Here is a 25,839-nt window from a genome sequence, read left to right on the forward strand (position 1 = left end):
CATGGCGATGGTCAAAGCGCTTAACCGGATCACGCTATTAGGAATGCCGAACAGTATTCGCATCACGTAACAATCGACCCGATGGGGCACAGTCGTTACAAGTTCTGATTTATTCAACAAAGCCACGTTGGCCTTTTCTCTATCCGAAATAAGTACTGTTGCATCAAGCTTCAATCGCTGCCCGCAGTTTCTTCATGGCGTTTTTCTCTAACTGACGCACACGTTCTGCGGACACGCCGTATTGATCGGCCAGTTCCTGCAAGGTGGATTTATTGTCATCATCCAACCAGCGCGCCCGGATAATATGCTGGCTGCGTTCATCCAGTCCTTCCAACGCGTAGGCAAGCTTGTCCGCTGCGTGGTTATCCCAGTTATCTTCTTCGATGCCATCGGCAAAATCAGAGGATTTATCCTGAAGATAAAGCATGGGTGCCATCGCCTGGCCATCGTGCGATTCGTCATCCGGCGTGGGATCGAACGTCATGTCTTGCGCGGCCATACGCGATTCCATCTCGCGCACATCTTTGCTGGTGACACCCAATTCACGGGCCACCAGTTCTACTTCGTCCTGATTAAACCAGCCCAGACGCTGTTTGGTCTTACGCAGGTTAAAGAACAGCTTGCGCTGCGCTTTGGTGGTCGCAACCTTGACGATACGCCAGTTACGCAACACATATTCGTGAATTTCGGCTTTGATCCAGTGCACAGCAAAGGACACCAGACGCACACCCATTTCCGGGTTGAAGCGGCGCACCGCTTTCATCAGGCCGATGTTGCCTTCTTGAATCAGGTCTGCCTGGGGCAATCCGTAACCAGCATAAGTACGGGCTACGTGAATCACAAAGCGCAGATGCGACAGGATCAGCGCTTTCGCCGATTCCAGATCGCCCTCGTAATGCAGCCGTTCAGCCAGTGCCCGCTCTTCCTCCGCCGTCAGCATCGGATAGGCGTTGGCGGCACGAATATACCCTTCCAGACTGCCCTGGGGAACTAAGGTGAAAGTTTGCATATCTTTGGTCATTCGACCCCTCTTCAATTAGCGTGAGTGAATAAGATACAACGTTAAACCTCACATTATGTACAACAAAACCGATGAACCTTACTGCCGCTCCGGCACAGAACCTTTGACTATGCCGTATGCCAAGAGTTCCTTCTGCTCATCGACTAACCCTATTTTATCGCCTGACGGCGACAGATCAAGGCGAACCTGTCGATGATTTTGACCCACCCTCGGCACGCCAAGGCACCAGAAAATCCTACCAGAAAAAACTCATTCTGGTGTAAAGCGACGTAAATGTTGTACGGTTGCCAGCCATGCTGCCAGCCAGCCAATCATCCCGGCAATCAACAACAGCAGCAGTGATTCATCCCAGGTGAGTCCGGTCACGGCAAAGCGCGTACCAAATACCGTAGCGACCTGATCGACCACGGCAGAGAGCTTCCAGACCAACGCCTGCGACAGAATCAGCGACAGCAACGCGCCACCGCCGCCCAACAATGCACCACCGTTGAGGAAGGGACGTAAAATAAAGCCGTCCGTCGCCCCAATCAGCTTCATGACATTGATGGTTTCACGGCGGCTGAAAATACTCAGACGCACGCTATTGCCGATGACCAGGAACACGGCAACAATCATCAGGATACCGATGGTAGCGGCCACCTGACCCACCAGTGAGGTCAGCGCCACCAGGCGCGCAAACCAGCTATCGTCCATACGGACTTCACTCACACCGTGCACCGCCGCCACGCGATCGCGCAGCGAGGTCAGCGTCTGTGAGCTTTGGAAGTTCAGCTTTGGCGTAATGATGGCAACGGCGGGCAGCGGATTCTCTTCCAGCATGTCCAGCGCCCCACCGAAACCGGACCAGTTGCGAAACTCGCCCATCGCTTCATCACGGGACAGGTAGTTGACCTTCTCCACCCCCTCCTCGGCCGCAAGCGTATTAATCACGCCCTGCGCCGCATCATTGTCCAACGCTTTATCCAGATAGACCGTCAGCTGCGGCGTGGGATACCACTGCGCCGCGGCCTGACTGACGTTTTTCCACACCAGATAGCAGATACTCGGCAAGGTCAGCGAGATGGCAATCACCATCACGGTCAGCAGCGTCGCCAGCGGCTGGCGCAGCATATCCGCCAGCGTATTGTCCCAGGCGTAACGCCACTGTTCTTGCCAGCCGCCGCGCAGTGCCTTTTCCTTACTCACGCGGGGTTTCGCGTTACGGGAATTAGTCGCCATAAACGCCTCCCAGCATACGTCCTTGCGACAGCGTCAGTACGCGGTACTGACGGCTGGCAATCAGCGTCGTGTCGTGCGTTGCCATCAACACCGTGACGCCAACGCGGTTAAATTCTTCGAACAAACGCAAAATATCCTGAGACAGCGCGTTATCCAGGTTACCGGTCGGCTCATCTGCCAGCAGTACCGTCGGTTTGTTCACCACCGCGCGGGCAATGCCCACACGCTGCTGTTCACCACCTGACAATTGAATCGGGTAGCTCTTGGCTTTGTCCAGCAAGCCCACCTTATCGAGAGCGGCCGAAACACGGCGGCGGATATCTTCACTGCTCGCCCCGGCAATAATCAGCGGCATCGCCACGTTATCGTAGACAGTACGATCCATCAGCAGATGGTTATCCTGAAAGATCATGCCGATCTGGCGGCGCAAGAAGGGCACCTCACGCTTTTTCAAGCGGCTGATATTGTGCCCGCTAAACAAAATCTGGCCCGCGCTCGGGCGCTCTATGCCACAAATCAGTTTCAGCAGGGTACTTTTCCCGGCACCGGAATGGCCCGTCAGAAACGCCATCTCCCCAGGGAGCAGATGGAAATCCACCCCCTGCAACGCCTGACGTCCACCGAGATAAGCCTTACTGACTTGTTCAAAGCGAATCATCCGTTTTCATCCTCTCGGGCAAGCTGTTTATCCTCACGAGACATCAGTCTTCGCGGGCAAAAAGCGCCTCAATAAAATCGTCAGCCTTAAAGGGACGCAAATCATCAATACCTTCCCCTACCCCAATATAGCGGATAGGAATCCCAAACTGATCGGCGATGGCGAAGATCACCCCGCCTTTCGCGGTGCCGTCCAGCTTGGTCAGGGTGATGCCGGTCAAGCCGACGGCATCGTTAAACAGTTTCGCCTGGCTGACGGCGTTTTGTCCGGTGCTGGCGTCCAACGTCAGCATGATTTCATGCGGCGCAGACTCATCCAGTTTTTTCATCACGCGGACAATTTTCTTCAATTCCTCCATCAGGTGCGCTTTGTTCTGCAAGCGTCCTGCGGTATCAGCGATCAGCACGTCAGCGCCGCGCGCTTTTGTCGCCTGAATGGCATCAAAAATCACCGAGGCGGAATCCGCCCCCGTGTGCTGCGCGACCACGGCCACGTTGTTGCGCTGGCCCCATACCTGCAACTGCTCTACGGCGGCGGCACGGAAGGTATCCCCAGCAGCCAGCATCACCGATTTACCCTGCGCCTGGAACTGGCGCGCCAATTTACCGATGGTGGTGGTTTTCCCGACGCCGTTAACGCCCACCATCAGGATCACGTAAGGGGTTTTTCCCTCGATGTTAAGCGGCTCGTCCACCTTGTTAAGGATAGCGCCCATCTCTTCTTTCAGTTTCACCAACAGCACATCAGCATCTTTCAGTTGCTTACGGCTGGCGTGCTCTGTCAGGTCGGCAATAATCTTGCGCGTAGTTTCCACGCCGACATCAGCAATCAATAATTGCTCTTCCAGTTCCTCAAACAGATCGTCGTCGATTTTCTTGCCGCGAAACAATCCGATAAATCCGGAACCGAGGTTTTCTCGGGTTTTTACCAGACTGCGTTTTAGCCGGGCGAAAAAACCCTCTTTGGTCGGCCTTTCCTGCTCCTGTGCCACAGGCACAGGCTCAGCAACGTGTTCTGCAACTTCCGTTATCGCTTGCTCATCGGCACTGTCCTGTGATGGCAGAACATCTTGTGATAGCAAAATATCCTGCGCTTCAGGACTCGCCTGCGCCTCTGCACGGTCTACCGTCTCAGCGGTTTCAACAACATCAGCAACGCGCGGCGATTCTGGCTGCGCGGCGGCCGGTTCTTCAAGCACCTGTGCGCTGTGAACCTCAGTCTGCACGTCAGGCTCATCGTTTGGCGTTTCGGAGTGAACTTCCGATACCACAGGCACATCACTGTCCTGAGGCTGCGCCATATCCTGCTGCTGTTCTGCTGCTTGCGGTTGCTCAGTCCGTTCCTCTTCCTGACGCCCTAATCCCAGCCAGGAAAAGAAACCGCGTTTTTTCTCTTTTGTCATATCGCAATCGCGCCCCATGCTGCTGCTCACAGCAGCGCTTAAATAATTGAAGTCAATAGCCCGGTCAGAGTCGAGCCCAGAGTCTACCACTTTCCGCCCGGCAGCAACACGCACCATGGCAGGGCAGGTGGAGACAATCTCGGTAACGAAGTATGTCATCTCGATAACCGAGTAGGCCAAAACCACGCGTCACCGCAGAGAAACCTGATATTAACATTCCTTCCCCTCCTAACCCTCGTTAGAATAGCGCCTACCTATTACCGATAGCGAATCTCAGCACCCGGCAACCCGGAGTTCTACAGTAAACAGACGATGGCAAAAAAAAATGCACCTGCACAGGCAGGCAAAATCCGCATTATCGGCGGCCAGTGGCGCGGACGAAAACTTCCCGTGCCAGACAGCCCAGGGCTGCGCCCCACCACCGATCGCGTTCGTGAAACGCTGTTTAACTGGCTGGCGCCGGTCATTCAGCAGGCCCGTTGCCTGGATGGCTTCGCAGGCAGTGGCGCACTGGGGTTTGAAGCGCTGTCACGCTATGCGGCACATGTCACCCTGCTGGAAAACGAACGCAGCATCGCCCGGCAACTGGAACAGAATGCGGTGCTGTTGAAGGCGAACAACGCCCGCATCATCAATACCAATACGTTGAACTGGCTGGCGCAGGCCGGTGAACCCTATGACGTGGTGTTTCTCGATCCCCCCTTTCGCCGGGACTTATTGAACCAGACGCTCTGTTTGCTGGAACAGCAGGGCTGGCTGGCACCCGAGGCGTGGATTTATGTGGAAACCGAGGCCGAGAATGGCGAGCTCGAGATTCCGGTTACCTGGACGCTACACCGCGAAAAAGTGGCAGGACAAGTGGCATACCGGCTGTATATCCGCCAGGCTACGCCCACACAGCATCATGAAGAGGCAGACGATGATTTGGATTAACCTGGGTCGGATATTGATGATCGGCGTGTGGGGCTTTTTAATTACCAACCTGATTGCACCCTTTCCCCGACCGCTGAACATCTTCATGATGGTCGCGATGGGGTTTACGCTGTTGATGCACGGTTTTCAGGTGCTGTTGTTACGTGCCAGCCACGGTAAGGAACAGGGGCCACTGAGCCGCGCCCTGGAAGCACGTATTTTCCTGTTCGGGGTGTTTGAACTGCTGGCGTGGCAAAAAAAGATGAAGGGTGTTCAACCCACTAGCGGGACAAAAAAATAGCCCTATGCAGGTTCGAAGGACACAAAACGTGAGCCCTGGACCTGCAACCTGCCCGTCATACCCAACGCCAACGCCCGATATTGGGTCTCGCTCAGGCGGTAGGTGAGGCTTTCCCCTGCGGGCAATAGCATAAACGTCGCCTCATAGCGCTCGGGAAGATCGGGATTCATCGGCTGCGCGCTGGCGTCGTTGCCGCAGGAACTGCCGCCACCCCATAAACAGGATCAGACTGACAGCCAAAGACCACCAATGGGATATTTCCCACGACATCAGGGCTTTTTCCCAGAGAGAAAAGGGAAAGCGGTTACATTGTCGCACAGCTCGGAAATACGGGCCGCCCCTTTCTCTGTCACGGCATCAATGCGGATCACCGCTTGCAGCGGAATAAAGCTGCGATTTACGCCGGAAAACTCCGTTTTCAGCTTCTCGGTAGAAGGGTCCACCAGCAGGGTGGAGGGGCCGTCAAAAACGAAATCCGCAATCTCGATAAAACCAAACAGACTGCTTTGCACCAACTCCCGCACGTAAAGCTGATAATTTTTGCCGTTATTCATAAATTGAATCCGGTAGAGCGCAGACTCATTGCTCATGCAAAAACCGTTCCCCTTCAGTGGTATCGCGAGGATATATATACAAAAAAACGATCATTATTGCCGCCAACATAGCATGAAGCGCGTTACTTCGCACTTGTCACACGGCGTGTTGTTCATCCCGCGTGCGATCTCCTACACTCAATGATGAAAAATCCAATAAGGTGATAAGGATACCCTATGCTCTGGTCGTTTATTGCCGTTCTGTTTTCAGGCTGACTCTACGTCGATGCCAGCTACCGTGGGCCTGGCTAGCAACGCTGGCTGTTCAAACCCATTACCATCGCGCTGCTGCTGGCGCTGGCCTGGCAAACGCCGCTGATGAGCGTCACCGGTTACTTTATCGTGCTCGGCCTGTTGGCAACATTAGCCGCAGATATCCTGCTGTTGCTACCTATACAGCGCATGCTGTTCGCCATCGGTGCCTATTCCGCCTGCCATCTGCTCTACACCATCGGATTTCTGGTGGCGAAAGCGTCACTCACGTTTTTCTGGCCATTGCCGCTGTTGCTGCTGGTGATTATTGCGATACTGCTCGCCATCCTGTGGTCACGGCTCGACACCCTGCGCTGGCCGGTCGTGGCATTTGTCGCAATAAATGCGGTCATGGTGTGGGTTGCCGGGGAACAGTACTTTGCACTTGGCAGCAGTAATAATCTCTCCTAGTTTGCGGGCAGCGTGCTGCTCTTTATCGCCCACAGCGTCTGGCTGATTCACCATTACCGCTTTCCGTTTCGTGCCCATCAGGCGATTGTGGCTGCCGGTTATTTCGTGGGCCATTTTCTGATCGTAAGGGCGCTCTATTTTTAATCAGCGCTGAGCGTCAAAAGCGCTGTGCAGCTACTGGCAGCAGTGATAAAGTCGTGGATGAGAACCATTATCATCAAATAGGAGAGCATGATGCATTCTCATCACCAGACTCACCATGGCCACACTCACCACAATCATGGTGACAATGCTTGCTGCCAGCGCCATGCGCAACGCAGTAGTCATGCCTATCGCAGTTGCTGCGCGGTGAAACACAGCACCACAACAATCTCTGCATGCGGCACCACACCCGGCGCGGAACACAGCGCGTCTGACGGCGGAGAGAGCGGCGATTCCGGCGACCCCGACGGCAGCGACAGTGACGCTCCACCCGCTTCCGGCTTGCGCTTCAGTTGGATCATCCGCGGGATGGATTGTCCCAGTTGCGCCAAAAAGATCGAAAACGCCATCACCCCGCTTCCCGGCGTCATTCGGGCAAGCGTTCGCTTCGCCACCGAAAAACTCATTGTTGATGCACAATTCGACATTCGTACACAGATTCAACGCGCCGTAGAGCACGCTGGATTTACCTGGTAAGATACGTCTCCTGCCGCAACCGTCCCAACATCATTCGCCCCAGCCGAGCCCCCTTTACGACGTCTCTTGCATGAACACGGTTTTCTCATTCTGTTTGCTGTGTTAACCGCAGCCAGCGGGATACTTTCGCTGTTTTCGCCGCGCGCCTCAGAAATAGCCTTTATCGCCACCACGCTGCTGGGGCTGATACCGCTGATCTCACAGGCCATTAAACTGATTCGCAGCGGCACGCCCTTTGCCATCGAAACGCTGATGAGCGTCGCCGCGCTGGGTGCCTTGTTGATTGGTGCCACCAGCGAAGCCACCATGGTCATTTTGCTGTTTATGCTGGGAGAACGCCTGGAAGCCTACGCCGCACAGCGCGCCCGTCGTGGCGTCAGCGCGTTAATGGCGCTGATGCCAGAAACCGCAACGGTGATCCATGCCGGTCAGCGCACTCAGGTCAGCATTGCGACACTGCGGCCCGGCGATGTGATTGAAGTGGCACCGGGCAGCCGATTGCCCGCCGATGGCGAACTGCTGGTTCCCCATGCCAGCTTTGATGAAAGCGCATTGACCGGGGAATCCCTTCCGGTAGAGCGTGAGCAGGGCGATAAAGTCTCGGCAGGTAGCCTGAGCGTCGATCGCCTGATACAGTTGCGCATGATCTCTGAACCGGGCAACAGCGCCATCGACCGCATTTTGCATTTAATTGAAGAAGCTGAGAGCCACCGCGCGCCGATAGAGCGTTTTCTCGATCGCTTTAGCCGCTATTACACCCCGGCCATCATGTTGCTCGCGGCAGCGACCATCGTGGTGCCGCCACTGTTGTTCGGTGCGCCGTGGCAAGAGTGGATTTATCGTGGCCTGACGCTGTTGCTGATCGGCTGCCCCTGTGCGCTGGTGATCTCCACCCCGGCGGCCATCACGTCTGGCTTGGCGGCCGCTGCCCGGCGCGGTGCGCTAATCAAAGGCGGCGCGGCGCTAGAGATTCTGGGCACCATCAATACCATTGCCTTCGACAAAACCGGCACCCTGACACAGGGCAAACCTCAGGTGACCGATGCGATACCCGCGCAGGGCGTGAGCACGGCAGCACTGCTGGCACGCGCTGCAGCGATTGAGGCAGGTTCACACCATCCGCTGGCAAAAGCGATTGTCCAGCATGCCCGCACGGTTGCCCCGATGCTGCCAGTGGCAACGGCACAGCGTGCACTGGCTGGCGTGGGGGTTGAGGGCGTCATCGCAGGCAAAACCCTCAGCGTCAAAGCACCCGCTAAAATCTCACCCGAGGCGATCGACGCCGACTGGCGCGATCGCATTCATGCCCTGGAAAGCGACGGGAAAACCGTGGTGGTGGTACAGGAAGAAACGCGCATCATTGGCTTGCTGGCGCTGCGTGACACCTTGCGCGCGGATACGCCGCAAGCGATTGAAGCACTGCGCACGCTGGGAATTCGCTGCACCATGCTCACCGGCGATAACCCGCGTTCGGCGGCAGCCATCGCGGCGACGCTGGGCATTGACTATAAAGCAGGTCTACTGCCCGCCGACAAAGTCGATGCCGTGCGCGAGATGAACCAGACCCATCCGACGGCGATGGTGGGCGATGGCATTAACGATGCGCCAGCAATGAAATCGGCGGCTATCGGCATCGCCATGGGCGGGGGCAGCGACGTTGCGCTGGAAACCGCCGATGCGGCGCTCACGCATAATCGGCTAAGCGAACTGGCGGGCATGATTCGGCTTTCGCGCGCCACGCGCAATAATATCCGGCAAAACATCACGCTGGCGCTGGGGCTGAAAGCCATCTTCCTGGTGACCAGCCTGTTGGGGATCACTGGATTGTGGCTCGCCGTGCTGGCTGATTCCGGTGCCACGGCGCTGGTAACCGCCAATGCACTGCGCTTATTGCGCCGCGAAAAACCACAAGACGCCGGATAACGGCAAAAAGACTACTTCTTGCGCAGGAGGTAGCGGTAGGGCAGTGATGCCGTCTCCTGTGCCAGAAGCTCGTGCTCCATATAGACACAAAAGCCCGGTATATCGCGCGTGGTTGCCGGGTCATCCGCCAGAATAAGTAGCGTCTGCCCTGTCTCCATCTGACGCACGGTTTTACGCACCATCATCACCGGTTCCGGGCAGCGCAGCCCCTGTGCATCGAGGGTTTTATCCGGGTTGGTGAAGGTGTCGGTCATCATTATTCTCGGCAGTGGCACAAGGGCATAGATAACGGCAGCCCGGTGTGGCAGCCGTCAAAACCGCCCTAGTTTACGCCACAGATTTTCCTGCGCAACCTACGATATCGATTGCGCATAAATTCACCATTGCAATCCCCGCCTAACAGCGTATCATGCCGCGCGCTGCTCTTTGTGTCAGTCGCATTGAATAAGCAGTATGAATTACGTGCCATAATGTCATTGTTAACAGTACCACTTGGGTTCCCTCGCCCCAATCACTAAAAAGGTCACATTGCCATGTTTCATTTTACCGCCCAGCAGCGGCTTAGCGCGCTTGTCTGGCTGTCGTTGTTTCACATTCTGATCATTACCTCCAGTAATTATCTGGTGCAGTTGCCGATCTCCATCTTCGGGTTCCATACCACCTGGGGCGCATTCACCTTCCCGTTTATCTTTCTGGCCACCGATCTGACCGTGCGTATCTTTGGCGCACCGTTGGCGCGCCGGATTATTCTGACGGTGATGGTACCAGCGCTGGTGATTTCCTATGTGGTATCCGCGCTGTTTTATCAGGGAGAGTGGCAGGGGTTCAGTGCGCTCGCTAGCGTCAATATCGTGGTTGCACGTATCGCGTGCGCCAGCTTTATGGCCTACGTGCTGGGGCAAATTCTGGATGTGCATGTGTTTAACCGCCTGCGTCAGCGCAAAGCGTGGTGGGTCGCCCCTACGGTCTCTACGCTGTTTGGTAATTTAAGCGATACACTGGCCTTCTTCTTCATCGCCTTCTATCGCAGTACCGATGCTTTTATGGCGGCAAACTGGGTGGAAATCGCATTGGTCGATTACACCTTCAAATTGCTGATTAGCCTGTTGTTCTTCTTGCCGATGTACAGCGTGATGCTCAATATGCTCCTCAAGCGTTTGAGCGAATCCCACAGTCATCCCGCATTGCGCGAGCCGCCGTCGGCTGAACAATGGCGCTGATGACTGACAAACCTACTTAAAACAGCGACACCCACCGCTGTCATTCTCGCCCGCCTCCGTCATTCCCGCGAAGGCGGGAATCTCGTACAGGAGAAACGCATTCTTTCTGTCAGAGATCCCCGGCTTTCGCAGGATGACAAGGAGTAAAGTGGCTGTGTCTCAGGAACCGTCCTAAATAGGTTTTGTGACAACAAAACGCTTGAGTTTCCCCAGTGAATAGGGTGCGATATAGCGGTTTACCCGTGCATGCCTGATAAAAGAGAAGGACGCTTATGCCGAAGCTAGTGAAATATCTTGGAATTACGTTGCTTGCCGCACTATTGGCCGCCTGCGACGGTAAGAAAGACGACAATGCGGGCCACGCAGGACACGATGCCCCGGCCGCGCAGGCCGCCAGTCAAACCATCTCGCTGCTGTCTGGCAACATCACGTTCACGCTGCCTGCGGATATACATGATCAAAGTGGAAAAGTGGGTTCGCAGTCCAACAACATGCATGTCTACGCCAACGATAATGGCCAGCGCGCAGTGATTGTCATCCTGGGCGATAGCAGCAACGAAACCCTGCCAGTATTAACGCAGCGTCTTGAAGATCAGCAACGCGCTCGCGATGCCAACTTGCAGGTTGTGACCAATAAGGCCATTGAGGTTAACAGCCATGCGCTGCAACAGCTCGACAGCATCTCCAACAGTGGCAGCGGCAAGCAGGTTTACTCTTCCGTGCTGCTGGGGAACGTGGCGAACCAACTGTTGACGCTGCAAATCACGCTGCCTGCCGATAATCAGCAAGCGGCGCAAACCGAAGCCGAAAGCATCATTCGCACGCTGACGTTGAAGTAATGATAATGAGGCCGCTGACGCGGCCTCTCTTCTTAAAACCCTCAGCTCGCCTTTACCACGTTTTTCCCGGCAATACGCCCAAACACGATGCAGTCCGTCATGGCAACGCTACCCAGACGCGCCGTGCACCCCGCCTGCGGCTTCCCCGGCGGCATACAGCCCCGCAATCGGCTTCAAGTCAAAACCAATCACCTGCGCATCTTTATTGATAGCCAGCCCCCCATGGTGTGGTGAACGCGCGGCCAGAGGCGCGCCACATAGTCATAGTAAGGCGGTGTAATATTGGGCGAGGCATCTTTGAAAATCATGCAACCCAGCTCGGGATCGTTTTCCAGATGCTGCTCCACGTAGCCGTTCCAGCGTTTCACCTGTTCAACAAAAGCCGCCGCCGGCATGCCGTAAGCCTGCGCCACTTCTTCCAGCGTGTTGTAGGTTTTGAGCGAGCCATTTTTCAGCGCGCCGTTCATCTGCCCTTCATCGACCATTTTCAGCGTGTTGGTTTTGTCCGCGATAATCAACGCCGGATGCCCCAGTTGAATAATGGCATCAGCACGCTCTTTACGGTTGCCGGTTTCTTTAAAGAAGCGCTTGCCGTTGGCAGGGTCGACCATCAGGCCATAACCCACCACCCGTTCAACAAACTGCGGGATATAGCCGAAACCCTGCTCATCCGGGCTGGTCCAGGGGCCGAGTTGGATCCAATCCATCTGCGTCGCCAAAGCACCAATCATGCTGGCTGCCATCAGCGCTTCTCCGGTCGCTCCCGGTTGGTTGGTGGAGGTGAACGCATCCGTCAGGCGCGGGTCGTACATTTGCCGCAACGCCACCCCTTGAGAGAAGCCGCCGGATGCCAGCACCACCCCTTTTGTTGCACGGATAAACGCCACAGCGCCGGAGGCATCGTCCGGGAACTTATAGCCACGCCGCACTTCCGCCCCGAGCACGCGTCCCTGGCTGTCAATAATCAACCGCTCCAGCTTGGTACGCTGCTCAATGACCACACCCAACTCTTTGGCCTTCTGGTACTGTTTCACCACCAGCCCGGAACCGGAGCGCTGCTTCAGTTGGTGCGCGCGTTTCACTGCATGGCCGCCATGATAATTAACCCGGTCAAACTCAGCACCGAGGCTTTTGGCCCACTCAAGCGCCTCTACCGAATGATCGGCAACGGTGCGCGCCAGTTCGGGGTAGTTCAGCCAGTTGCCCGCTTTCATCATGTCCTGATACATCAGTTCCGGAGAGTCCTTGATGCCCAGCGCCTGCTGCATGCTGGAACCCGCCGCTGACAGATCGCCACCGTTGAGTATCGAGTTTCCACCAAACAGCGGCATTTTCTCGATAATCAGCACATTCGCCTGGGCGTTACGCGCTTCAATGGCAGCGGCCAATCCGGCGAAGCCAGTGCCAATAATCAGCACATCCACCGTGGTATCCCACTTCTGCGGCACCGGCGCAGGTGGCGCAACGGCCGCCGTAGGGCGGGACAGCGCCATGCCACCCAATGCACCCATCATGATACCGGTAGATTTGAGGAAGTGACGGCGCCCCTAGGGATTTGGGTCTTGCTTGGTGTTTTTACTCATAAGATTATCTCCATGTTCAGAAACATCGAATCGAGCTGAGAAAAAATCCAGTTCAATCAAAAGATAACGAAAATTGGCGTAGCGCAGCGAGCGGGCAGGACACGATGCGCGCTCGCGCCTTGAGTCAGCGGCGATGCGCTATTTCACCATGAAAAGTAAGGGATTAAACGTGAAGCGCCGCTCAATGTACGGAATCTTTGCTGAACGTTCGGAATGAAGGGCGATATCGCTACGCCGATATGGTTGTACCACTATCGACATGAAAAAATACCGGTCTTTCTGCCGAAAGTGGGCCCGCTAGCTGGCCAGGACAAGACGCTATCACTGCGATTTGATGAGAAAGGCGTATTGGCAGACGCGGTTTTGATTGATAAAGCCGCGAACTAACCGTCTCAGCGTCACACCGGTTCATGGTTGAATCGGTGTGACAGTGTGAACATGCCGTCGCGGTGGATAAACACTTATTGCCGCGACGAGAAGGTTTCTTCCTGCGCTAACGTGATACCACGGCGACTCAGACGCAGCGTCATCAGCAAACCGACGCTTACCAATACTGCCGCCGCCAGATAAATAGCGCCTACGCCGGTGTAGCCCATCATTACCCCCGCCAGCGGACCGACCAATCCAAGGGACAAATCGAGAAACAGCGTGTAGGTCGCCAGTGCACTGCCCTGATTTTGCGGCGCAACCACTTTGACCGCCAGTACGCCAAGCGAGGGGAACACCAGCGAGAAACCGGCACCGGCCAGAAAAGCGCCCAGTTCCGCCATCAGCGGCAGCGCTGCGCTCCAGATTAACAGCAGACCGGTAATTTCCACCGTAAAACAGACGATAGCCACGCGCAGCCCGCCAAAACGATTAATGCTGTTGGGGAATAGCAGACGCACGCCGACAAAAGCGCAACTGAAAATGGTCAGGGTAAGCGCGGCGCCTTCCCAGTGTCGATCGGCATAGAACAGGGTGATAAAGGCTTTGTTGAATAAATAGATTTTATGCTGGCAGCCAAGTGAAACGACGGATCCTCGCAACGCAAAATCATGCAGTTAGGCCCCATGAGAAAACTGTACACCTAAGATGACAAGCATTTTCTACCAAAACTGGCATAGAAAAACAGCATGATTACCTATTATTCAACAAAGCCGGTGATAAACGTGGCGATCACGCCAAACCCGACGGATGCCAACGCCAGCACAATGCCGTAAACCCACACTTTGCCCAGCACTTCGCGAAACGGCAGCTTTTTACCCGGTGTCACTTTCGCCGCCTCACGCGGCAGCGCGAGCAGCACAAACAGCAGGGCAATGGTGATGACAGTATACGACACTAGCTTTAACCCACCGATGTGATTAATCCATACCCCAAGCGGCGCGCCGATCGCCATCGCGCCATAAGTCGCCACGCCATTCCAGGAGATCACCCGTCCGATATGCCGTGACCCCACCACGCCCACGCCCCACAGCGTCGCCCCGGTGCCCGCGAAACTTTGCACCGCGCCCAGAATCAAGCGGCCGATACACAGCAATGTCAACGCCACGATGGGTGAACTGTCGTTCCAGGCCGCCAGTGCATAAAACACCCCGCTGACCACGGCACCGCATAGCCCCAAAACCACCACTTTCTTCGGCCCTTTCTCATCTCATCCGCGATGCGTCCGGATTGCGGTCGGCTCAATAGCGTAGTGAAGTACTGTAAACTGATCACCAATCCGGCCCAAAAGGCGCTAAACCCCAGATGTTCATGCACATAGCCCGGCAATACCGCAAGCGGCAGCCCAATGGTCAGGTAATTGGCAAAGTTGAACATCACCACGGAAAAAATACGCAAATTAAGGCGCAACGCGCTTGGCGCAGACTCTGAAGCAGGCATGAAAGGTTTTACTCGATTAACGGCGTGGCAGCATCAGCGCAATAGCGCCAACCAAACAGACCTCAAGCGGTCTTTAACGAGTATAAACAAGCGTCAACACGCTTTCATCGTAAATGTGCGCCATATCATCACTCAAGTGATTATTCAGTGAAAAATCTTTTACAGATTGAATTATGGCGCAGGTCATCCTGATTTTTTTCTTTGCGCGCTTTTATCCTCCAGCTTGCACATCAGACATGCCAAAGAAACAAAGAACGCCTTCCTCTGCCGATTGTTGGTTATAATCAATCCATCGCTGTACGACGTTTGCGGTGAAATTTGTTTATATAACCCGTTGATTGCAGGCACCATCAACACGTCGGCTTTTCATTGGACAGGAGGAAACGGATGCCCGCACCGGTCGATCCGCATCGTTCAACATCCACCGCTTCATCAGCACAGAAGGTGGCATCTTCATGGCTTTCACGATGTAAGCGTATTGCACAACGTGTTCAGGCTATTCCCAGCATTGCACACCTGATCCGTGCCGGGGAACGTTTCAACGATCGCATGGGAAACCAGTTTGGCGCAGCCATCACCTATTTTTCCTTTCTATCGCTGATCCCGATTTTGATGGTCTCCTTCGCTACCGTCGGTTTCGTACTTGCCTCCAACCCCGATATGCTGACGCAGTTGATTGACCGCATCGTCAACAGCATCAGCGACCCCAATCTGGCGCTGACGTTAAAAAATACGGTAAAGACCGCCGTTGAACAGCGCACCACCGTCGGTGTCACCGGGCTGCTGATCGCGCTCTATTCCGGTATCAGTTGGATGGGCAATTTGCGTGAAGCGATCCGCGCCCAATCCCGTGATGTATGGGAACGCAAGCCTCACGAAGAAGAAAAAATCTATTTTCAGTACGTGCGGGATTTCCTCTCCCTGATAGGGCTGTTGATCGCGCTGACCATTACGATGTTTCTCACTTCGGCGGCGGGTACGGCACAAAGCGCTATCGTTTCTGCTCTCGGGCTAGAGGGTATCGAATGGCTGCGGCCCCTGCTACGCGTGATAACACTCACCATCTCCATTTTCGCTAACTATTTGGTGTTTCTTTGGATTTTCATGATATTGCCGCGCCATAAGCCGAAGCACAAAGCGCTGCTGCGCGGCACGCTGCTTGCCGCCGTGGGGTTTGAGGCCATCAAATTCGCCATGACGGTCGCCTTGCCAAAACTCGCCAGCACCCCATCCGGTGCCGCTTTTGGCTCGGTGATTGGCTTGATGGCCTTCTTCTACTTCTTTGCTCGCCTCACGCTATTTTGTGCGGCATGGATTGCAACGGCGAACTATAAAGGCGATAAATCAACAGATGACACATCACGCTAACCAATAACGGGAGATCCCATGCCATTTGTTAACATCAAAATCACGCGCGATGGCGCAACCACAGAGCAAAAACGCCAGTTGATTGCGGGCGTCACCCAATTGCTGGTCGACGTTATGGGTAAAAATCCGGCCACCACTACCGTTATCATTGATGAAGTGGATACCGACAACTGGGGGCTGGGCGGCGAAAGCGTCACCGAATTGCGTAAGCCGAAGTCCTGATATTTCGCACGTTGAGCACCAGAAGGATCGGGAGTAGTCAATTTTCCCGATCCAGGTCATGAAAAAATAAAACATCGTTTTAATACTATTGACTCAATGCGTGCGAACGTTGAGACTGAAGCCCATTGCTCTCTTTTTTTTATGACCTTTTTCTTCACTTTTTCGAACGGGCCAGCTTCTGATGACCACTAAAAACATTGCCGTGATTGGCGAATGCATGATTGAACTGTCGCAAAAGGGCGCGGACCTCAACCGCGGCTTTGGTGGCGACACCCTGAACACCGCCGTGTATGTCGCTCGCCAGGTGAATACCGACGCTCTGGGCGTCCACTACGTGACCGCACTGGGCACGGACAGCTTCAGCACGGAAATGATGACGGCCTGGGAAAAAGAGAAGGTAGGCACCTCGCTGATTCAACGTCTGGACAACAAGCTGCCGGGCCTGTACTTCATTGAAACCGACGATACCGGTGAGCGTACCTTCTACTACTGGCGTAATGATGCCGCCGCGCGTTTCTGGCTGGACGGCAAAGATGCCGATGCCATCTGCGCGCGTTTGGCCACCTTTGACTATCTCTATCTGAGCGGTATCAGCGTAGCGATTCTTAACCCAGCCAGCCGCCAGCGTTTGCTGACGTTGCTGCGCGCCTGCCGCGCCAACGGTGGCAAGGTCATTTTCGACAACAACTACCGTCCGCGCCTGTGGCAAAGCAAAGAAGAGACACAGCAAGCCTACAGTGACATTCTCGCGTGCACCGATATCGCCTTCCTGACACTCGATGACGAAGACATGCTGTGGGGTGAGGTGGATGCCGTGCTGGCGCGCACGCACGGTTTCGGCGTGTCTGAAGTGGTAATTAAACGCGGCGCAGACTCCTGCCTGATTTCTGAAAACGGCCAGCCGTTAGTGGATGTTCCGGCGGTGAAATTGCCGAAAGAGCGCGTAGTGGATACTACTGCGGCAGGTGACTCCTTCAGCGCAGGCTATCTGTCAGTGCGCCTGTGCGGCGGCTCGACGGAAGCGGCGGCCAAACGCGGCCACCTGACCGCCAGCACGGTGATTCAGTACCGTGGTGCCATCATCCCGCAAGACGCCATGCCGGCCTGATAACACAGCGCCAGAGTGAAAAAAAGGGAAGCCAGATGGCTTCCCTTTTTATTGGGCAAGGTAACGACCAGGGCACATCACTGTGCCGGTGTTGCCTGCGCCGCCTCCTCCGATGGCGCGGCTGAAGCAGCCTCCACCGCGACAGGAGGTGCTATGATTTTACTGTACACCTCATATAACGCCTTGGTGTTTACTTCCGGCTCACCCTTTTGCTGTTTGAGCATCAGCGTGGTTTCCTGAGAAAGTTGCTGGTGCAGTTCCTGATTCAGCAAAGGTAGCGTCAGTTCAGAGAGATAGGCCTGACGCAACTTCTGATATTGTTCCGGTGCAATATCCACCACGCCGTTGCGCTGTGAGCGCAAGCGCTGCTGCATCAACACATCGGTACTGGTACGGGCGTAGGTCGCAAACAGTTTACTGAGCTCGTCGCTCTTGCGCGCTATCAGCGCATCAAACTCTTGCTGCGTAAGCCCCTTGTCACGCAAGGTCATCAGCTCTTTTGCCAGGAAGGTCAACGCGGCCTCGGCGTTCTCGCTGTTGGGGCTGTCCAGATGGATGCCACACTGCGCACGGGTATAGTACACATCGCAGTTAACGCGCACGCTGGTTTCTTTAAGCCCGCTCTTTTCCAATGCCTGCTGCACATGCCAGAACAGCGCTTCGCGCGCTAAATCACTGTGCCAGTAGCGGGTAAGCGCCTGCGATTCGCGGATAGGGTGCCAAGGCATATCCCAGATCAACGAGAGCGTATCGCGCTTCGCCTTATCAAGCATAAAACCAATCGGCTCCGCAGGCAGCGGCGAGAGCGTCGGCATCGGAGCCGGCGCGGCGCGTTTGCCTTCCAGCGAGACAAACGCTTTACTGATAAGCTCGTTTATCTGGCGAGTTTCTACATGCCCCACCACGTACAGCGTCATCGCATCAGGGGTATACCAGGCTTTGTAAAACTGCGACATCATTTCAGCCGTTGGACGCGCTTTGACATTCTGTGCCGGAGCGTGCGCCAGCAGAGACGATCCTTTCAAGCGATAACGCCACGAGGGATCCTGCGGATCGGCGGGAACACTCACCACCTGATCGGGGATGCGTAACGCGTTAGCGATACTGCCATCATCAATCTTGATGCTCCCTGCCGTTTCTGCCAGCCAATTCAGCGCATCTTTAAGCAATTCAGGCCGATTATTGGGCAAACTGAGGTTGTAGGAGGTGTAGTCATACGAGACAAACGCGGGCGGCAGCGGCTTCGCGCCGTTAGCCTCCGGTATCAGCAACGAGGGAAGCTGTGCGACAGGTAAATTATCGCCCGGCGTCAGTGCCAAACGAGAAATAAGGTGCGCAAAGCCCGACTGTTGAGCACTCTCAGCGAGCGAACCTGCGTTAACCACTAAACGTAATTCAATCCTATCCCCAGGACGCTGCGGCGTGGTCAGTAACTGCCACGTAAAACCATTATCCAGCTTTCCCTGCTGCCAGGCAGGATCGGGTTGTAGTGTTTCAGCTTGCACGCTGCCACCAGCCAACGCCAGCAACACTCCACCAACTAAGAACCCTATTTTGGTGCCCTGCATGTGAACCCCTACTTAACTGACTATCCAACACAGTAAAAGATGATTGTTACAATAAGGTCTGTACACTCTCTCACCGCCCAATACGCCTATCCCTTTCAGGATGCGCCAGCGGAGGTATTACGGGGAAATCAGAGCGATCAGTTTACCCTTACGTTAGACCGCACACTTTTGCCTATGTCACTCAATACGATGAAATAATTTTGGAAATAGAGACGAAATGATGACCAATAAGCGGTTTTTGATCGTTATGCCCCCGAAACAAACCGTGCACAACGCGATTGCCTGGCCGCAACCTTATGAAAAATTCCCCGTGATGGCAAGCCGCAATCACGGGGAATCATGAGAAGCGAGGACGGGGATAGCCCGTTATCACTGCGCCAACGGGGGTTGGCGCAGGGTAAAACCCATTTATGAAAGTACGGTCGGTGCAGACGTATCGTCTTTTTTATGCCCGGAGAGCTCGCTTTCCAGCTGCTTCTCATCCAGCTCACCCACCCACTTGGCAACCACGATCGTCGCGACACCGTTGCCGACCAGGTTGGTCAGGGCACGCGCTTCTGACATAAAGCGGTCAATACCCAGGATCAACGCCAGACCAGCCACTGGCAGATGCCCCACCGAAGAAATGGTCGCTGCCAGCACGATAAACCCGCTACCGGTGACGCCAGCGGCACCTTTCGAGGAGAGCAACAACACCACCAGCAACGTAATCTGGTGCCAGATATCCATATGACTGTTGGTAGCCTGCGCAATAAACACCGCCGCCATGGTCAGGTAGATAGAGGTGCCATCCAGGTTGAAGGAGTAGCCGGTAGGAATCACCAGACCCACCACCGATTTTTTACACCCCACTTTTTCCATCTTGTTCAGCATACGCGGCAGCACGGATTCTGACGAGGAGGTCCCCAGCACAATCAGCAGCTCTTCACGGATGTAGCGGATAAATTTGAAAATGCTGAATCCGGTAGCGCGGGCGATGCTGCCCAGCACCAGGAAAACAAACAGCAGGCACGTGATATAGAAGCAGATGATCAACTGGCCCAATTGCACCAGTGAGCCGACACCGTATTTACCAATGGTGAACGCCATCGCGCCGAATGCGCCGATCGGTGCCAAACGCATGATCATATTGATCACGCCGAAAATAGTGTGTGAGAAGCTGTCAATCACGTTGAAAATGACGCGCCCTTTCTCGCCCAGGCGATGCAGTGCGAAGCCAAACATCACCGCAAACAGCAACACCTGCAAAATGTTACCACTGGCGAAAGCACCCACCACGCTTGCAGGAATCACATCCATCAGAAACGCGACCACGCCCTGCTGTTGCGCCTGTTGAGTGTAGACCGCCACCGCAGAGGCATCCAGTGTGGAGGCATCGACATTCATGCCCGCACCCGGTTGCATGATATTCACCACCAGCAGGCCGATAATCAGTGCCACGGTGCTGACAATTTCAAAGTAAAGCAGAGCGACAGCGCCAGTACGGCCTACCGACTTCATGCTTTCCATACCGGCAATACCGGTCACTACGGTACAGAAGATGACGGGGGCAATCACCATCTTGATCAGTTTAACAAATCCATCGCCCAGCGGTTTCATTTGCGCACCCAGATCTGGGTAGAAATGTCCTAGTAGGATCCCTATCGTAATCGCTGTAAGAACTTGAAAATAAATACTTTTAAAAATAGACGCTTTCATATACTTATCCTATGGTAGGGAAACACATAGGGTCGCAAACGACGCCTCTGTGACTGCGGCGAAAAGTAACATTGCGGTAACAGAGTGGAAATGTTTTATAACTTTAGTTTGTGAACGTCAGGTTAAAAATAAGAGCTGAATCACATCAGCGAGAATGCAAAAAACAAACATACAAGCAATTTGCAACATATAACGATAATGTAATCAGTCCATTCTGGGTAAAAATTGAAAAAATCCATAAAATACAATTGAAATATTAAAATACCTTTAATTTGTAAGGTTAATTTTTAGTGTTATCAGATGGTAACAGGAATGAGCGCGACTATCGCTACGGTTTGGGGGGAGGCGTCATATCATCCGCGTTAGATTGCGTGGCGTCATCCGCTATCTGCTGCGCTAACCGCTGCTGATTGAGGTTATAGCTACGCACCAACGCACCCAGCTCATCATCCTGATGATGTTTTGGCGGCGTCAGACGATGTTGCAATAGCTGCTCCGTCGGCACCGCCTGCAACTCGGCGATCACCGCCCGTAGCGGATGAATCATCAAGCGGTTGATGCACCAGGTCACGGCGACAGAGAGGATCAGCGCCAGCAAGAAGTAAGTCGCCAACAGCATGGAAAAGGTGCTGACGATAAACTGAAACATACGGTAGGAATCCGCTTGCAGCACCAACGTCGCCAGCGGCGCCGATGTCGGTGCCTGCGGCAGCGCATAGAGCGGCACCGCGATACGAATGGGTATTGAATACGCGTGCCAGCCACGCAGGCACCGGGCGTTCGCTCGGGAAGCGCGCGTGCAACGTTTGCAGGTAGCCGGGCAACATCACGTCGGCGCGACTCAGAAATGCCACAGGCAGCAGGTTATCGAGGATCGCTTCAACGCGGACCACGTCACCGCGCAACACCGCCTCCGCCAACGGTTCACGCACGGAAAAAGCGATGCTCTCCAGTTGCCTGGCATAATCCTCACGCCGCTGCTGCACGAAGTGAAAAAGTTGTATCACAATAAACAGACTGAGCGTCACCACTGCCACGGCGGAAACCGCCGTCATCTGTTTGATTGTCAAAGAGCGTCTCAGCCGCAAACCTGTTCTCCGTCGATGGCGCTTGTTCAGTTGTGTTGCACGGTTCACCGGGCACGATCGCGCTAGTATAGGCCAGCTTAAGCGCGTCTCAATGCCCTTTTATGACCCCAATGGGATTTCATCTTAATCCGAACTGTGGCGCACCAGCACCGAGGGGAGGAAGCGAGCAAGAAGCGCGGGAGGCAGACCCAAGGCGAGTCTGCCTGATTAATCAGATATTACTGCGGATACGGTACCCAATCACCGCCGTTCAGGCGGATATAGACCTTGTCCTGATAGGGCATAACGATAGCATTTTCGTTTTCAGAAATGGCCTCGGTTTGCGGGAGCTCCTGCGTCAGTGCCGCCCAGTCGATGCTCGGAGCTACAAAGTTTTTACCGTCCACCAGACGAGACACCAGCGTCGAGATGGCTAAATAGCTGCTCGGCGTTTTGATTTCAAGCGGTGCACCCTGATGCGGCGCAGCCGCGCCAAACAGTTCCATGCCGACCGGAATATGGGTAATGCTGGGGCTAGGGATATCACGCAATCCGGACATCTGCATCTTATCCCCTTCCAACGCAGCACCGTGCTCAGGCACCACCACCACCAGCACCTTGCACCCCGATTTTTCCAGCACGTCAAAGAACGCATTCAACTGATCGAACAACGTCTTGGCCCGTGGCGCAAAGTCCGCCGAGGTGTTGGTGCCCACCAGACGGTTGCCATCGTGCAATGGAATCACATTGAAGAAGGTGGCACTGCGCGCCGCACCTTGCTGTGTGGTGCCCGAGAGCCAGCGGTTGAGCAGTTCCAGATCGTTATAAATCGGTTAGCCGTCGAACGACGTGATCTGATGGCTGATACCTTGCTGTGACAGGAGCTGCGACTGCATGTCGCCCTCTTTAGTGTTTTTTTCATCCATGTTATTTATCCGCCTGTGACTCAGCGTCGTCACGAATCCACACCCCGTCAGATTTCAGGTAGCGTGGGCGTAACAGCCGGTTTTTCCAGTACTGATAACGCGGTGAAAGGTAACGCTGCACCAGATAGCCCAGCGGGAAAAAAACCAGCGCACTCAGTGCAATAATCTGGAGGATATCGCTGAGCATCATGGTGTATTTCCCTCCGAAGATGCTTCAAACAGCGCCAGCCCAATGGGCTCGCGACGAATCGGCACTGACGCCGGGCGTTCCTCGCGTGGCAGCACCACGGACTGCACGGTACTGGGGACCACGCTCTCTTCACGCGTTTCCGACAAGGATTTCACTTCGATAAGCATCTGCACATCCTGCGACCACACCAGCCGATTGCTGAAAATCTCGTTGACCGGCAGGCGGAAAATGGATTTCAGCGCCGTCTCCAGTTCATTCGGGCGACAGGTCGAGAGATAAATAAACAGGCGTTGCTGCGCCACCGTCACCACATCGCCAAAACGGCGCAGTTGGCACAGCGTCAGTGCCTGTTCTGCGGCTAATCCCGGCACCGGCCGCAGCGCTACCAGAATGCCTTTACCCCCCTCCGGCATCAGAGAGTGCTCTATCAACATGCGCACGGCGTTGCTGAACGCCGCCTGTGGCAGGTAGCCCTTGAATTGCAAAGGTCGCATCGTGGTCAGCAACGTCTCCACATCGGCAGGCACGTGACGTCCAAAGCGTTGCCCTTGTACGCTTTCCAACCGCGCCAGAAAGCGGGATAACGGCTCGGAATGAGCGACAACAATGTTCGCCCCGCAGGCGAGCAGCAGCCGCTCATCGCTGGATCGCAAACAAGGACACATCTCACGAATCATGATTTTCAAGGCGTTGCCGCGCTGACGGCGCAAGCTGTGCACCCAGCGCGCCAGCATGTCCACGTCCTGCGTTTGTTGCAGCGCAAAAATCAGGGTCGCAGAGTGCGTGAGTTGGGCTTGCTGCGCCAGTTCGGCGTTACTGTCCAACAGTTGCCAGTGATCGGATAATGCGGGCGCGCCTTCCAGTACGCTGCGCTCTGCATAAAACAGGTTTTCATCGTTTAGCAGTGGCGTGATAGAGGCAGGATCGTCGTCCTCATCGCGTAACAGTTGCCATCCCTGCACTTGCGGCGTCATCAGCACAGCCAGATTGGCATTAATACCTCCACCTTCACTCCACCAGGCGATTAAATATTGGGCGCGATCCTGCTGCCATTGCAGGTGTGCCAGGCCATACAGGGTACGGTGCTGCGAGGTCAATATCCCACGCAATCGCCCCACGCCGCTGCCGTGGGCCACTACGACCAACGCACATTGCCGCTGCGCTAACCAGGCCCCTATGCGTACAATCCAGCGCTGAAGCTGTTCGGCAGAAAAATCCTTCCACTGGGTCTCGGGCAGCAGCAACACAAACAGGCGCTGACGCGGTGCGGTCGCGCGGGTGACATCGTTGGTAAAGGCCATCAATGCCGCCTTGCTCTCCGCTAAACGGTAACGAGAGAACTGAGCCAGCGCAGTGGGTAATAAGGGAATAAAAGGAGCGTCATCTGCGGCACCGCTGCGAATAAGGGTCACGCGCGCCTGTTCTGATTGCGCACCGATGCATTGCCGACAAAGTAATTCGGCATCCACAGTTCTGTCACAGTTAATCCAGTACAGTCCAGGAATCTGCATGGTGGTTAATTCATCCTGGAGTTCCCGAAGCCCGGTCACGTATTCAATGTGTTGCTCCGCAATAAAAATAGTATTCATGCTCTATGTTCTCTTCATGCATTCAGGCTGGTTTTAAACACCTTTTTTGCATGCCAGACTATGTAGCAATACACTCATTGAATACGTGACCGATAACGCACCAACACAGACAGAAGCGATAATTTTATTTTTGGAATCAAACTTACGAATTAAATCAAGCAGCCGTTCATCAAAAGCATCGTCATAGAAACCAGCTCGGCTCAATCCTCCTGGTATCACAATGGCGTCAAAGCTATTTTCATCAATTTCATGCAGTTAATACTGTGGTTCAATAGTGAAATTCCAGGCACATTTAACTTTTTCACGTATACCAACGGTTGCTAATTCTATTGGTTCTAATCCGTAGGTTGTCGTCCAACCAATAACGTCTGCAAACACACTCGCTTCCTACTCTTCTAAACCTTGGCAGAGGAATAAGATAACCTTCTTCATCTCATGACGTCCGTTATAACTGTATATAAAAACAGTATAAATGGACGGGCAGCTCAAAACAACCACTGTATGAGATGACTTATTTTCTGCTGATTTACACCCTATGATGCAAGATACGTCCACTCTTGGCACCAAAAGGTCGGATTGATGGGTTCATAACAATGAGGTCACGACAGAGAGAATGATGAAGTATCAGGAGGCATTGCAGCGATTATTATTAAACGATCCGGTAAGAATGAAGGCCCTGCACGCTGCGCGGGCGTTAATACTCCGTGATGGCTGGATCGGCGCTGGGTTTGTGCGGGATGCAGTGTGGGATCACCGGCACGGATATGGGCAAAGGCCGGTATCTGGTGATGTGGATGTTGTCTGGTTCGATGCCGAACGCGATGATCCGGCTTACGATCGCGACCTGGAAGAGAAGCTGGGTCAACAAACGCCTGAGTTCAACTGGTCGGTGAAGAATCAAGCCAGAATGCATCAACGTAACGGTAATGATCCCTATCACTCAACAGAGAATGCGCTGCTGTATTGGCCTGAGACCGCAACGGCTATCGCAGCCAGAGTGGGAGATAAAAATGTTATTGAGATTATCGCGCCCTATGGGCTCGACGATCTGTTTGAACTGCGTCTGCGACCGACGCCGCCTTTTGAGCATGAAAAGTTAGAGACCCTGTACACGATTCTGTGTAAATGCCTTTTCTCAGTAGTGACCGTCCAGACGATCACCGAACTCGATAATAAAGCGGCTCATAGCCATACGCCAGTCCCTCAGCGGCATCGTCCATTTTTGT

Annotated in this window: 21 protein-coding genes and 9 pseudogenes; 12 read left to right on the forward strand and 18 right to left on the reverse strand. The window is 54.5% G+C overall.

Annotated features, from left to right (window positions below; all coding sequences use genetic code 11):
* Window positions 1-70, forward strand: a pseudogene (locus tag ACTBDZ_RS04760) (surface-adhesin E family protein); the annotation flags it as partial.
* 93 nt (window positions 71-163) lie between these two features.
* Here the strand turns inward: ACTBDZ_RS04760 and rpoH are convergent.
* From rpoH to ftsY, 4 genes are all read right to left on the reverse strand, one after another.
* Window positions 164-1,021: an RNA polymerase sigma factor RpoH gene (rpoH, locus tag ACTBDZ_RS04765; RefSeq protein WP_222159089.1), complete on the reverse strand. Its 858-nt coding sequence runs from the start codon at window positions 1,019-1,021 to the stop codon at window positions 164-166.
* A gap of 249 nt (window positions 1,022-1,270) precedes the next feature.
* Window positions 1,271-2,239: a permease-like cell division protein FtsX gene (gene ftsX / locus ACTBDZ_RS04770; RefSeq protein WP_438814454.1), complete on the reverse strand. Its 969-nt coding sequence runs from the start codon at window positions 2,237-2,239 to the stop codon at window positions 1,271-1,273.
* Complete coding sequence (gene ftsE, locus ACTBDZ_RS04775; RefSeq protein WP_438814455.1) at window positions 2,229-2,897, reverse strand: cell division ATP-binding protein FtsE; 669 nt, start codon at window positions 2,895-2,897, stop codon at window positions 2,229-2,231. The genes ftsX and ftsE overlap by 11 nt, the downstream gene beginning before the upstream one ends.
* 43 nt (window positions 2,898-2,940) lie before the next feature.
* Window positions 2,941-4,299 carry a signal recognition particle-docking protein FtsY gene (gene ftsY, locus ACTBDZ_RS04780; protein WP_438814467.1) on the reverse strand — a complete coding sequence of 453 codons (1,359 nt, stop codon included), beginning with the start codon at window positions 4,297-4,299 and terminating at the stop codon, window positions 2,941-2,943.
* A 312-nt stretch (window positions 4,300-4,611) separates the two neighbouring features.
* On the opposite strand from ftsY, the gene rsmD reads away from it, so the two are divergent.
* Window positions 4,612-5,232 (forward strand): 16S rRNA (guanine(966)-N(2))-methyltransferase, encoded by a 621-nt coding sequence (gene rsmD / locus ACTBDZ_RS04785; RefSeq protein WP_438814456.1) that lies wholly within the window; start codon window positions 4,612-4,614, stop codon window positions 5,230-5,232.
* Window positions 5,219-5,512, forward strand: a complete 294-nt coding sequence (locus ACTBDZ_RS04790) for a DUF1145 family protein (RefSeq protein WP_264645172.1) — start codon at window positions 5,219-5,221, stop codon at window positions 5,510-5,512. Before rsmD ends, ACTBDZ_RS04790 begins: the two co-directional genes overlap by 14 nt.
* 2 nt (window positions 5,513-5,514) lie before the next feature.
* On the opposite strand, the gene ACTBDZ_RS04795 is transcribed toward ACTBDZ_RS04790, so the two are convergent.
* The gene (locus ACTBDZ_RS04795) at window positions 5,515-5,682 is read right to left on the reverse strand and encodes a DUF2500 family protein (RefSeq protein WP_438814457.1); all 168 of its coding nucleotides are present in this window, start codon (window positions 5,680-5,682) and stop codon (window positions 5,515-5,517) included.
* 99 nt (window positions 5,683-5,781) lie between these two features.
* On the reverse strand, window positions 5,782-6,102 hold the full coding sequence (locus ACTBDZ_RS04800) for a DUF1820 family protein (RefSeq protein ID WP_438814458.1): 321 nt from the start codon (window positions 6,100-6,102) through the stop codon (window positions 5,782-5,784).
* Window positions 6,103-6,282: 180 nt separating this feature from the next.
* Here ACTBDZ_RS04800 and ACTBDZ_RS04805 point away from each other — a divergent pair.
* A pseudogene (locus ACTBDZ_RS04805) lies at window positions 6,283-6,912 on the forward strand (lysoplasmalogenase).
* Window positions 6,913-6,942: 30 nt separating this feature from the next.
* Here ACTBDZ_RS04805 and ACTBDZ_RS04810 read toward each other — a convergent pair.
* Window positions 6,943-7,095 carry a hypothetical protein gene (locus ACTBDZ_RS04810; protein ID WP_438814469.1) on the reverse strand — a complete coding sequence of 51 codons (153 nt, stop codon included), beginning with the start codon at window positions 7,093-7,095 and terminating at the stop codon, window positions 6,943-6,945.
* A 21-nt stretch (window positions 7,096-7,116) separates the two neighbouring features.
* Between ACTBDZ_RS04810 and ACTBDZ_RS04815 the strand changes: the two are divergent.
* Window positions 7,117-9,369, forward strand: a pseudogene (locus ACTBDZ_RS04815) (zinc/cadmium/mercury/lead-transporting ATPase).
* Between the two features lie 11 nt (window positions 9,370-9,380).
* Here the strand turns inward: ACTBDZ_RS04815 and tusA are convergent.
* Window positions 9,381-9,623 (reverse strand): sulfurtransferase TusA, encoded by a 243-nt coding sequence (tusA, locus tag ACTBDZ_RS04820; RefSeq protein WP_264626834.1) that lies wholly within the window; start codon window positions 9,621-9,623, stop codon window positions 9,381-9,383.
* Window positions 9,624-9,902: 279 nt separating this feature from the next.
* On the opposite strand from tusA, the gene ACTBDZ_RS04825 reads away from it, so the two are divergent.
* Window positions 9,903-10,589, forward strand: a complete 687-nt coding sequence (locus tag ACTBDZ_RS04825; RefSeq protein WP_438814459.1) for a 7-cyano-7-deazaguanine/7-aminomethyl-7-deazaguanine transporter — start codon at window positions 9,903-9,905, stop codon at window positions 10,587-10,589.
* 272 nt (window positions 10,590-10,861) lie between these two features.
* Complete coding sequence (locus ACTBDZ_RS04830) at window positions 10,862-11,428, forward strand: DcrB family lipoprotein (RefSeq protein ID WP_438814460.1); 567 nt, start codon at window positions 10,862-10,864, stop codon at window positions 11,426-11,428.
* A 108-nt stretch (window positions 11,429-11,536) separates the two neighbouring features.
* On the opposite strand, the pseudogene ACTBDZ_RS04835 reads toward ACTBDZ_RS04830, so the two are convergent.
* The 3 pseudogenes from ACTBDZ_RS04835 to ACTBDZ_RS04845 form a co-directional block, all read right to left on the reverse strand.
* A pseudogene (locus ACTBDZ_RS04835) lies at window positions 11,537-12,942 on the reverse strand (flavocytochrome c).
* Window positions 12,943-13,472: 530 nt separating this feature from the next.
* Window positions 13,473-13,979 (reverse strand): annotated as a pseudogene (locus ACTBDZ_RS04840) (MFS transporter); the annotation flags it as partial.
* 182 nt (window positions 13,980-14,161) lie between these two features.
* Window positions 14,162-14,877, reverse strand: a pseudogene (locus ACTBDZ_RS04845) (MFS transporter); the annotation flags it as partial.
* On the opposite strand from ACTBDZ_RS04845, the gene ACTBDZ_RS04850 reads away from it, so the two are divergent.
* The 4 genes from ACTBDZ_RS04850 (at window position 14,798) to ACTBDZ_RS04865 (ending at window position 17,575) form a co-directional block, all read left to right on the forward strand.
* Entirely contained in the window at window positions 14,798-15,028 is a 231-nt protein-coding gene (locus ACTBDZ_RS04850; RefSeq protein ID WP_438814470.1) for a hypothetical protein, read from the forward strand. The pseudogene ACTBDZ_RS04845 and the gene ACTBDZ_RS04850 overlap by 80 nt on opposite strands.
* Window positions 15,029-15,264: 236 nt before the next feature.
* Window positions 15,265-16,245, forward strand: a complete 981-nt coding sequence (gene yhjD, locus ACTBDZ_RS04855) for an inner membrane protein YhjD (RefSeq protein ID WP_438814461.1) — start codon at window positions 15,265-15,267, stop codon at window positions 16,243-16,245.
* Between the two features lie 18 nt (window positions 16,246-16,263).
* The gene (locus tag ACTBDZ_RS04860) at window positions 16,264-16,467 is read left to right on the forward strand and encodes a 4-oxalocrotonate tautomerase family protein (RefSeq protein ID WP_264626822.1); all 204 of its coding nucleotides are present in this window, start codon (window positions 16,264-16,266) and stop codon (window positions 16,465-16,467) included.
* Between the two features lie 181 nt (window positions 16,468-16,648).
* Window positions 16,649-17,575, forward strand: a complete 927-nt coding sequence (locus ACTBDZ_RS04865; RefSeq protein WP_438814462.1) for a sugar kinase — start codon at window positions 16,649-16,651, stop codon at window positions 17,573-17,575.
* Window positions 17,576-17,652: 77 nt separating this feature from the next.
* On the opposite strand, the gene ACTBDZ_RS04870 is transcribed toward ACTBDZ_RS04865, so the two are convergent.
* From ACTBDZ_RS04870 to ACTBDZ_RS04900, 7 genes and pseudogenes are all read right to left on the reverse strand, one after another.
* On the reverse strand, window positions 17,653-19,143 hold the full coding sequence (locus tag ACTBDZ_RS04870; RefSeq protein WP_438814463.1) for an insulinase family protein: 1,491 nt from the start codon (window positions 19,141-19,143) through the stop codon (window positions 17,653-17,655).
* 408 nt (window positions 19,144-19,551) lie between these two features.
* Window positions 19,552-20,841, reverse strand: coding sequence for a dicarboxylate/amino acid:cation symporter (locus ACTBDZ_RS04875; protein WP_438814464.1), 1,290 nt, complete (start codon window positions 20,839-20,841; stop codon window positions 19,552-19,554).
* A 328-nt stretch (window positions 20,842-21,169) separates the two neighbouring features.
* Window positions 21,170-21,896 (reverse strand): annotated as a pseudogene (locus ACTBDZ_RS04880) (hypothetical protein).
* A gap of 251 nt (window positions 21,897-22,147) precedes the next feature.
* Window positions 22,148-22,888: pseudogene (bcsG, locus tag ACTBDZ_RS04885) on the reverse strand (cellulose biosynthesis protein BcsG); the annotation flags it as partial.
* A complete protein-coding gene (gene bcsF / locus ACTBDZ_RS04890) occupies window positions 22,836-23,024 on the reverse strand; it encodes a cellulose biosynthesis protein BcsF (RefSeq protein ID WP_438814465.1) in 189 nt (62 codons plus the stop codon). The gene bcsF and the pseudogene bcsG, both read right to left, overlap by 53 nt.
* Window positions 23,021-24,613 (reverse strand): cellulose biosynthesis protein BcsE, encoded by a 1,593-nt coding sequence (gene bcsE, locus ACTBDZ_RS04895; protein WP_438814466.1) that lies wholly within the window; start codon window positions 24,611-24,613, stop codon window positions 23,021-23,023. Before bcsE ends, bcsF begins: the two co-directional genes overlap by 4 nt.
* Before the next feature lie 33 nt (window positions 24,614-24,646).
* The gene (locus tag ACTBDZ_RS04900) at window positions 24,647-24,868 is read right to left on the reverse strand and encodes a DJ-1/PfpI family protein (protein WP_438814468.1); all 222 of its coding nucleotides are present in this window, start codon (window positions 24,866-24,868) and stop codon (window positions 24,647-24,649) included.
* A gap of 361 nt (window positions 24,869-25,229) precedes the next feature.
* Here ACTBDZ_RS04900 and ACTBDZ_RS04905 point away from each other — a divergent pair.
* Window positions 25,230-25,724, forward strand: a pseudogene (locus ACTBDZ_RS04905) (nucleotidyltransferase family protein); the annotation flags it as partial.
* Window positions 25,725-25,839: the final 115 nt, after the last annotated feature.

It is taken from the genome of Symbiopectobacterium sp. (assembly GCF_051710365.1).
Lineage (GTDB): Bacteria > Pseudomonadota > Gammaproteobacteria > Enterobacterales > Enterobacteriaceae > Symbiopectobacterium.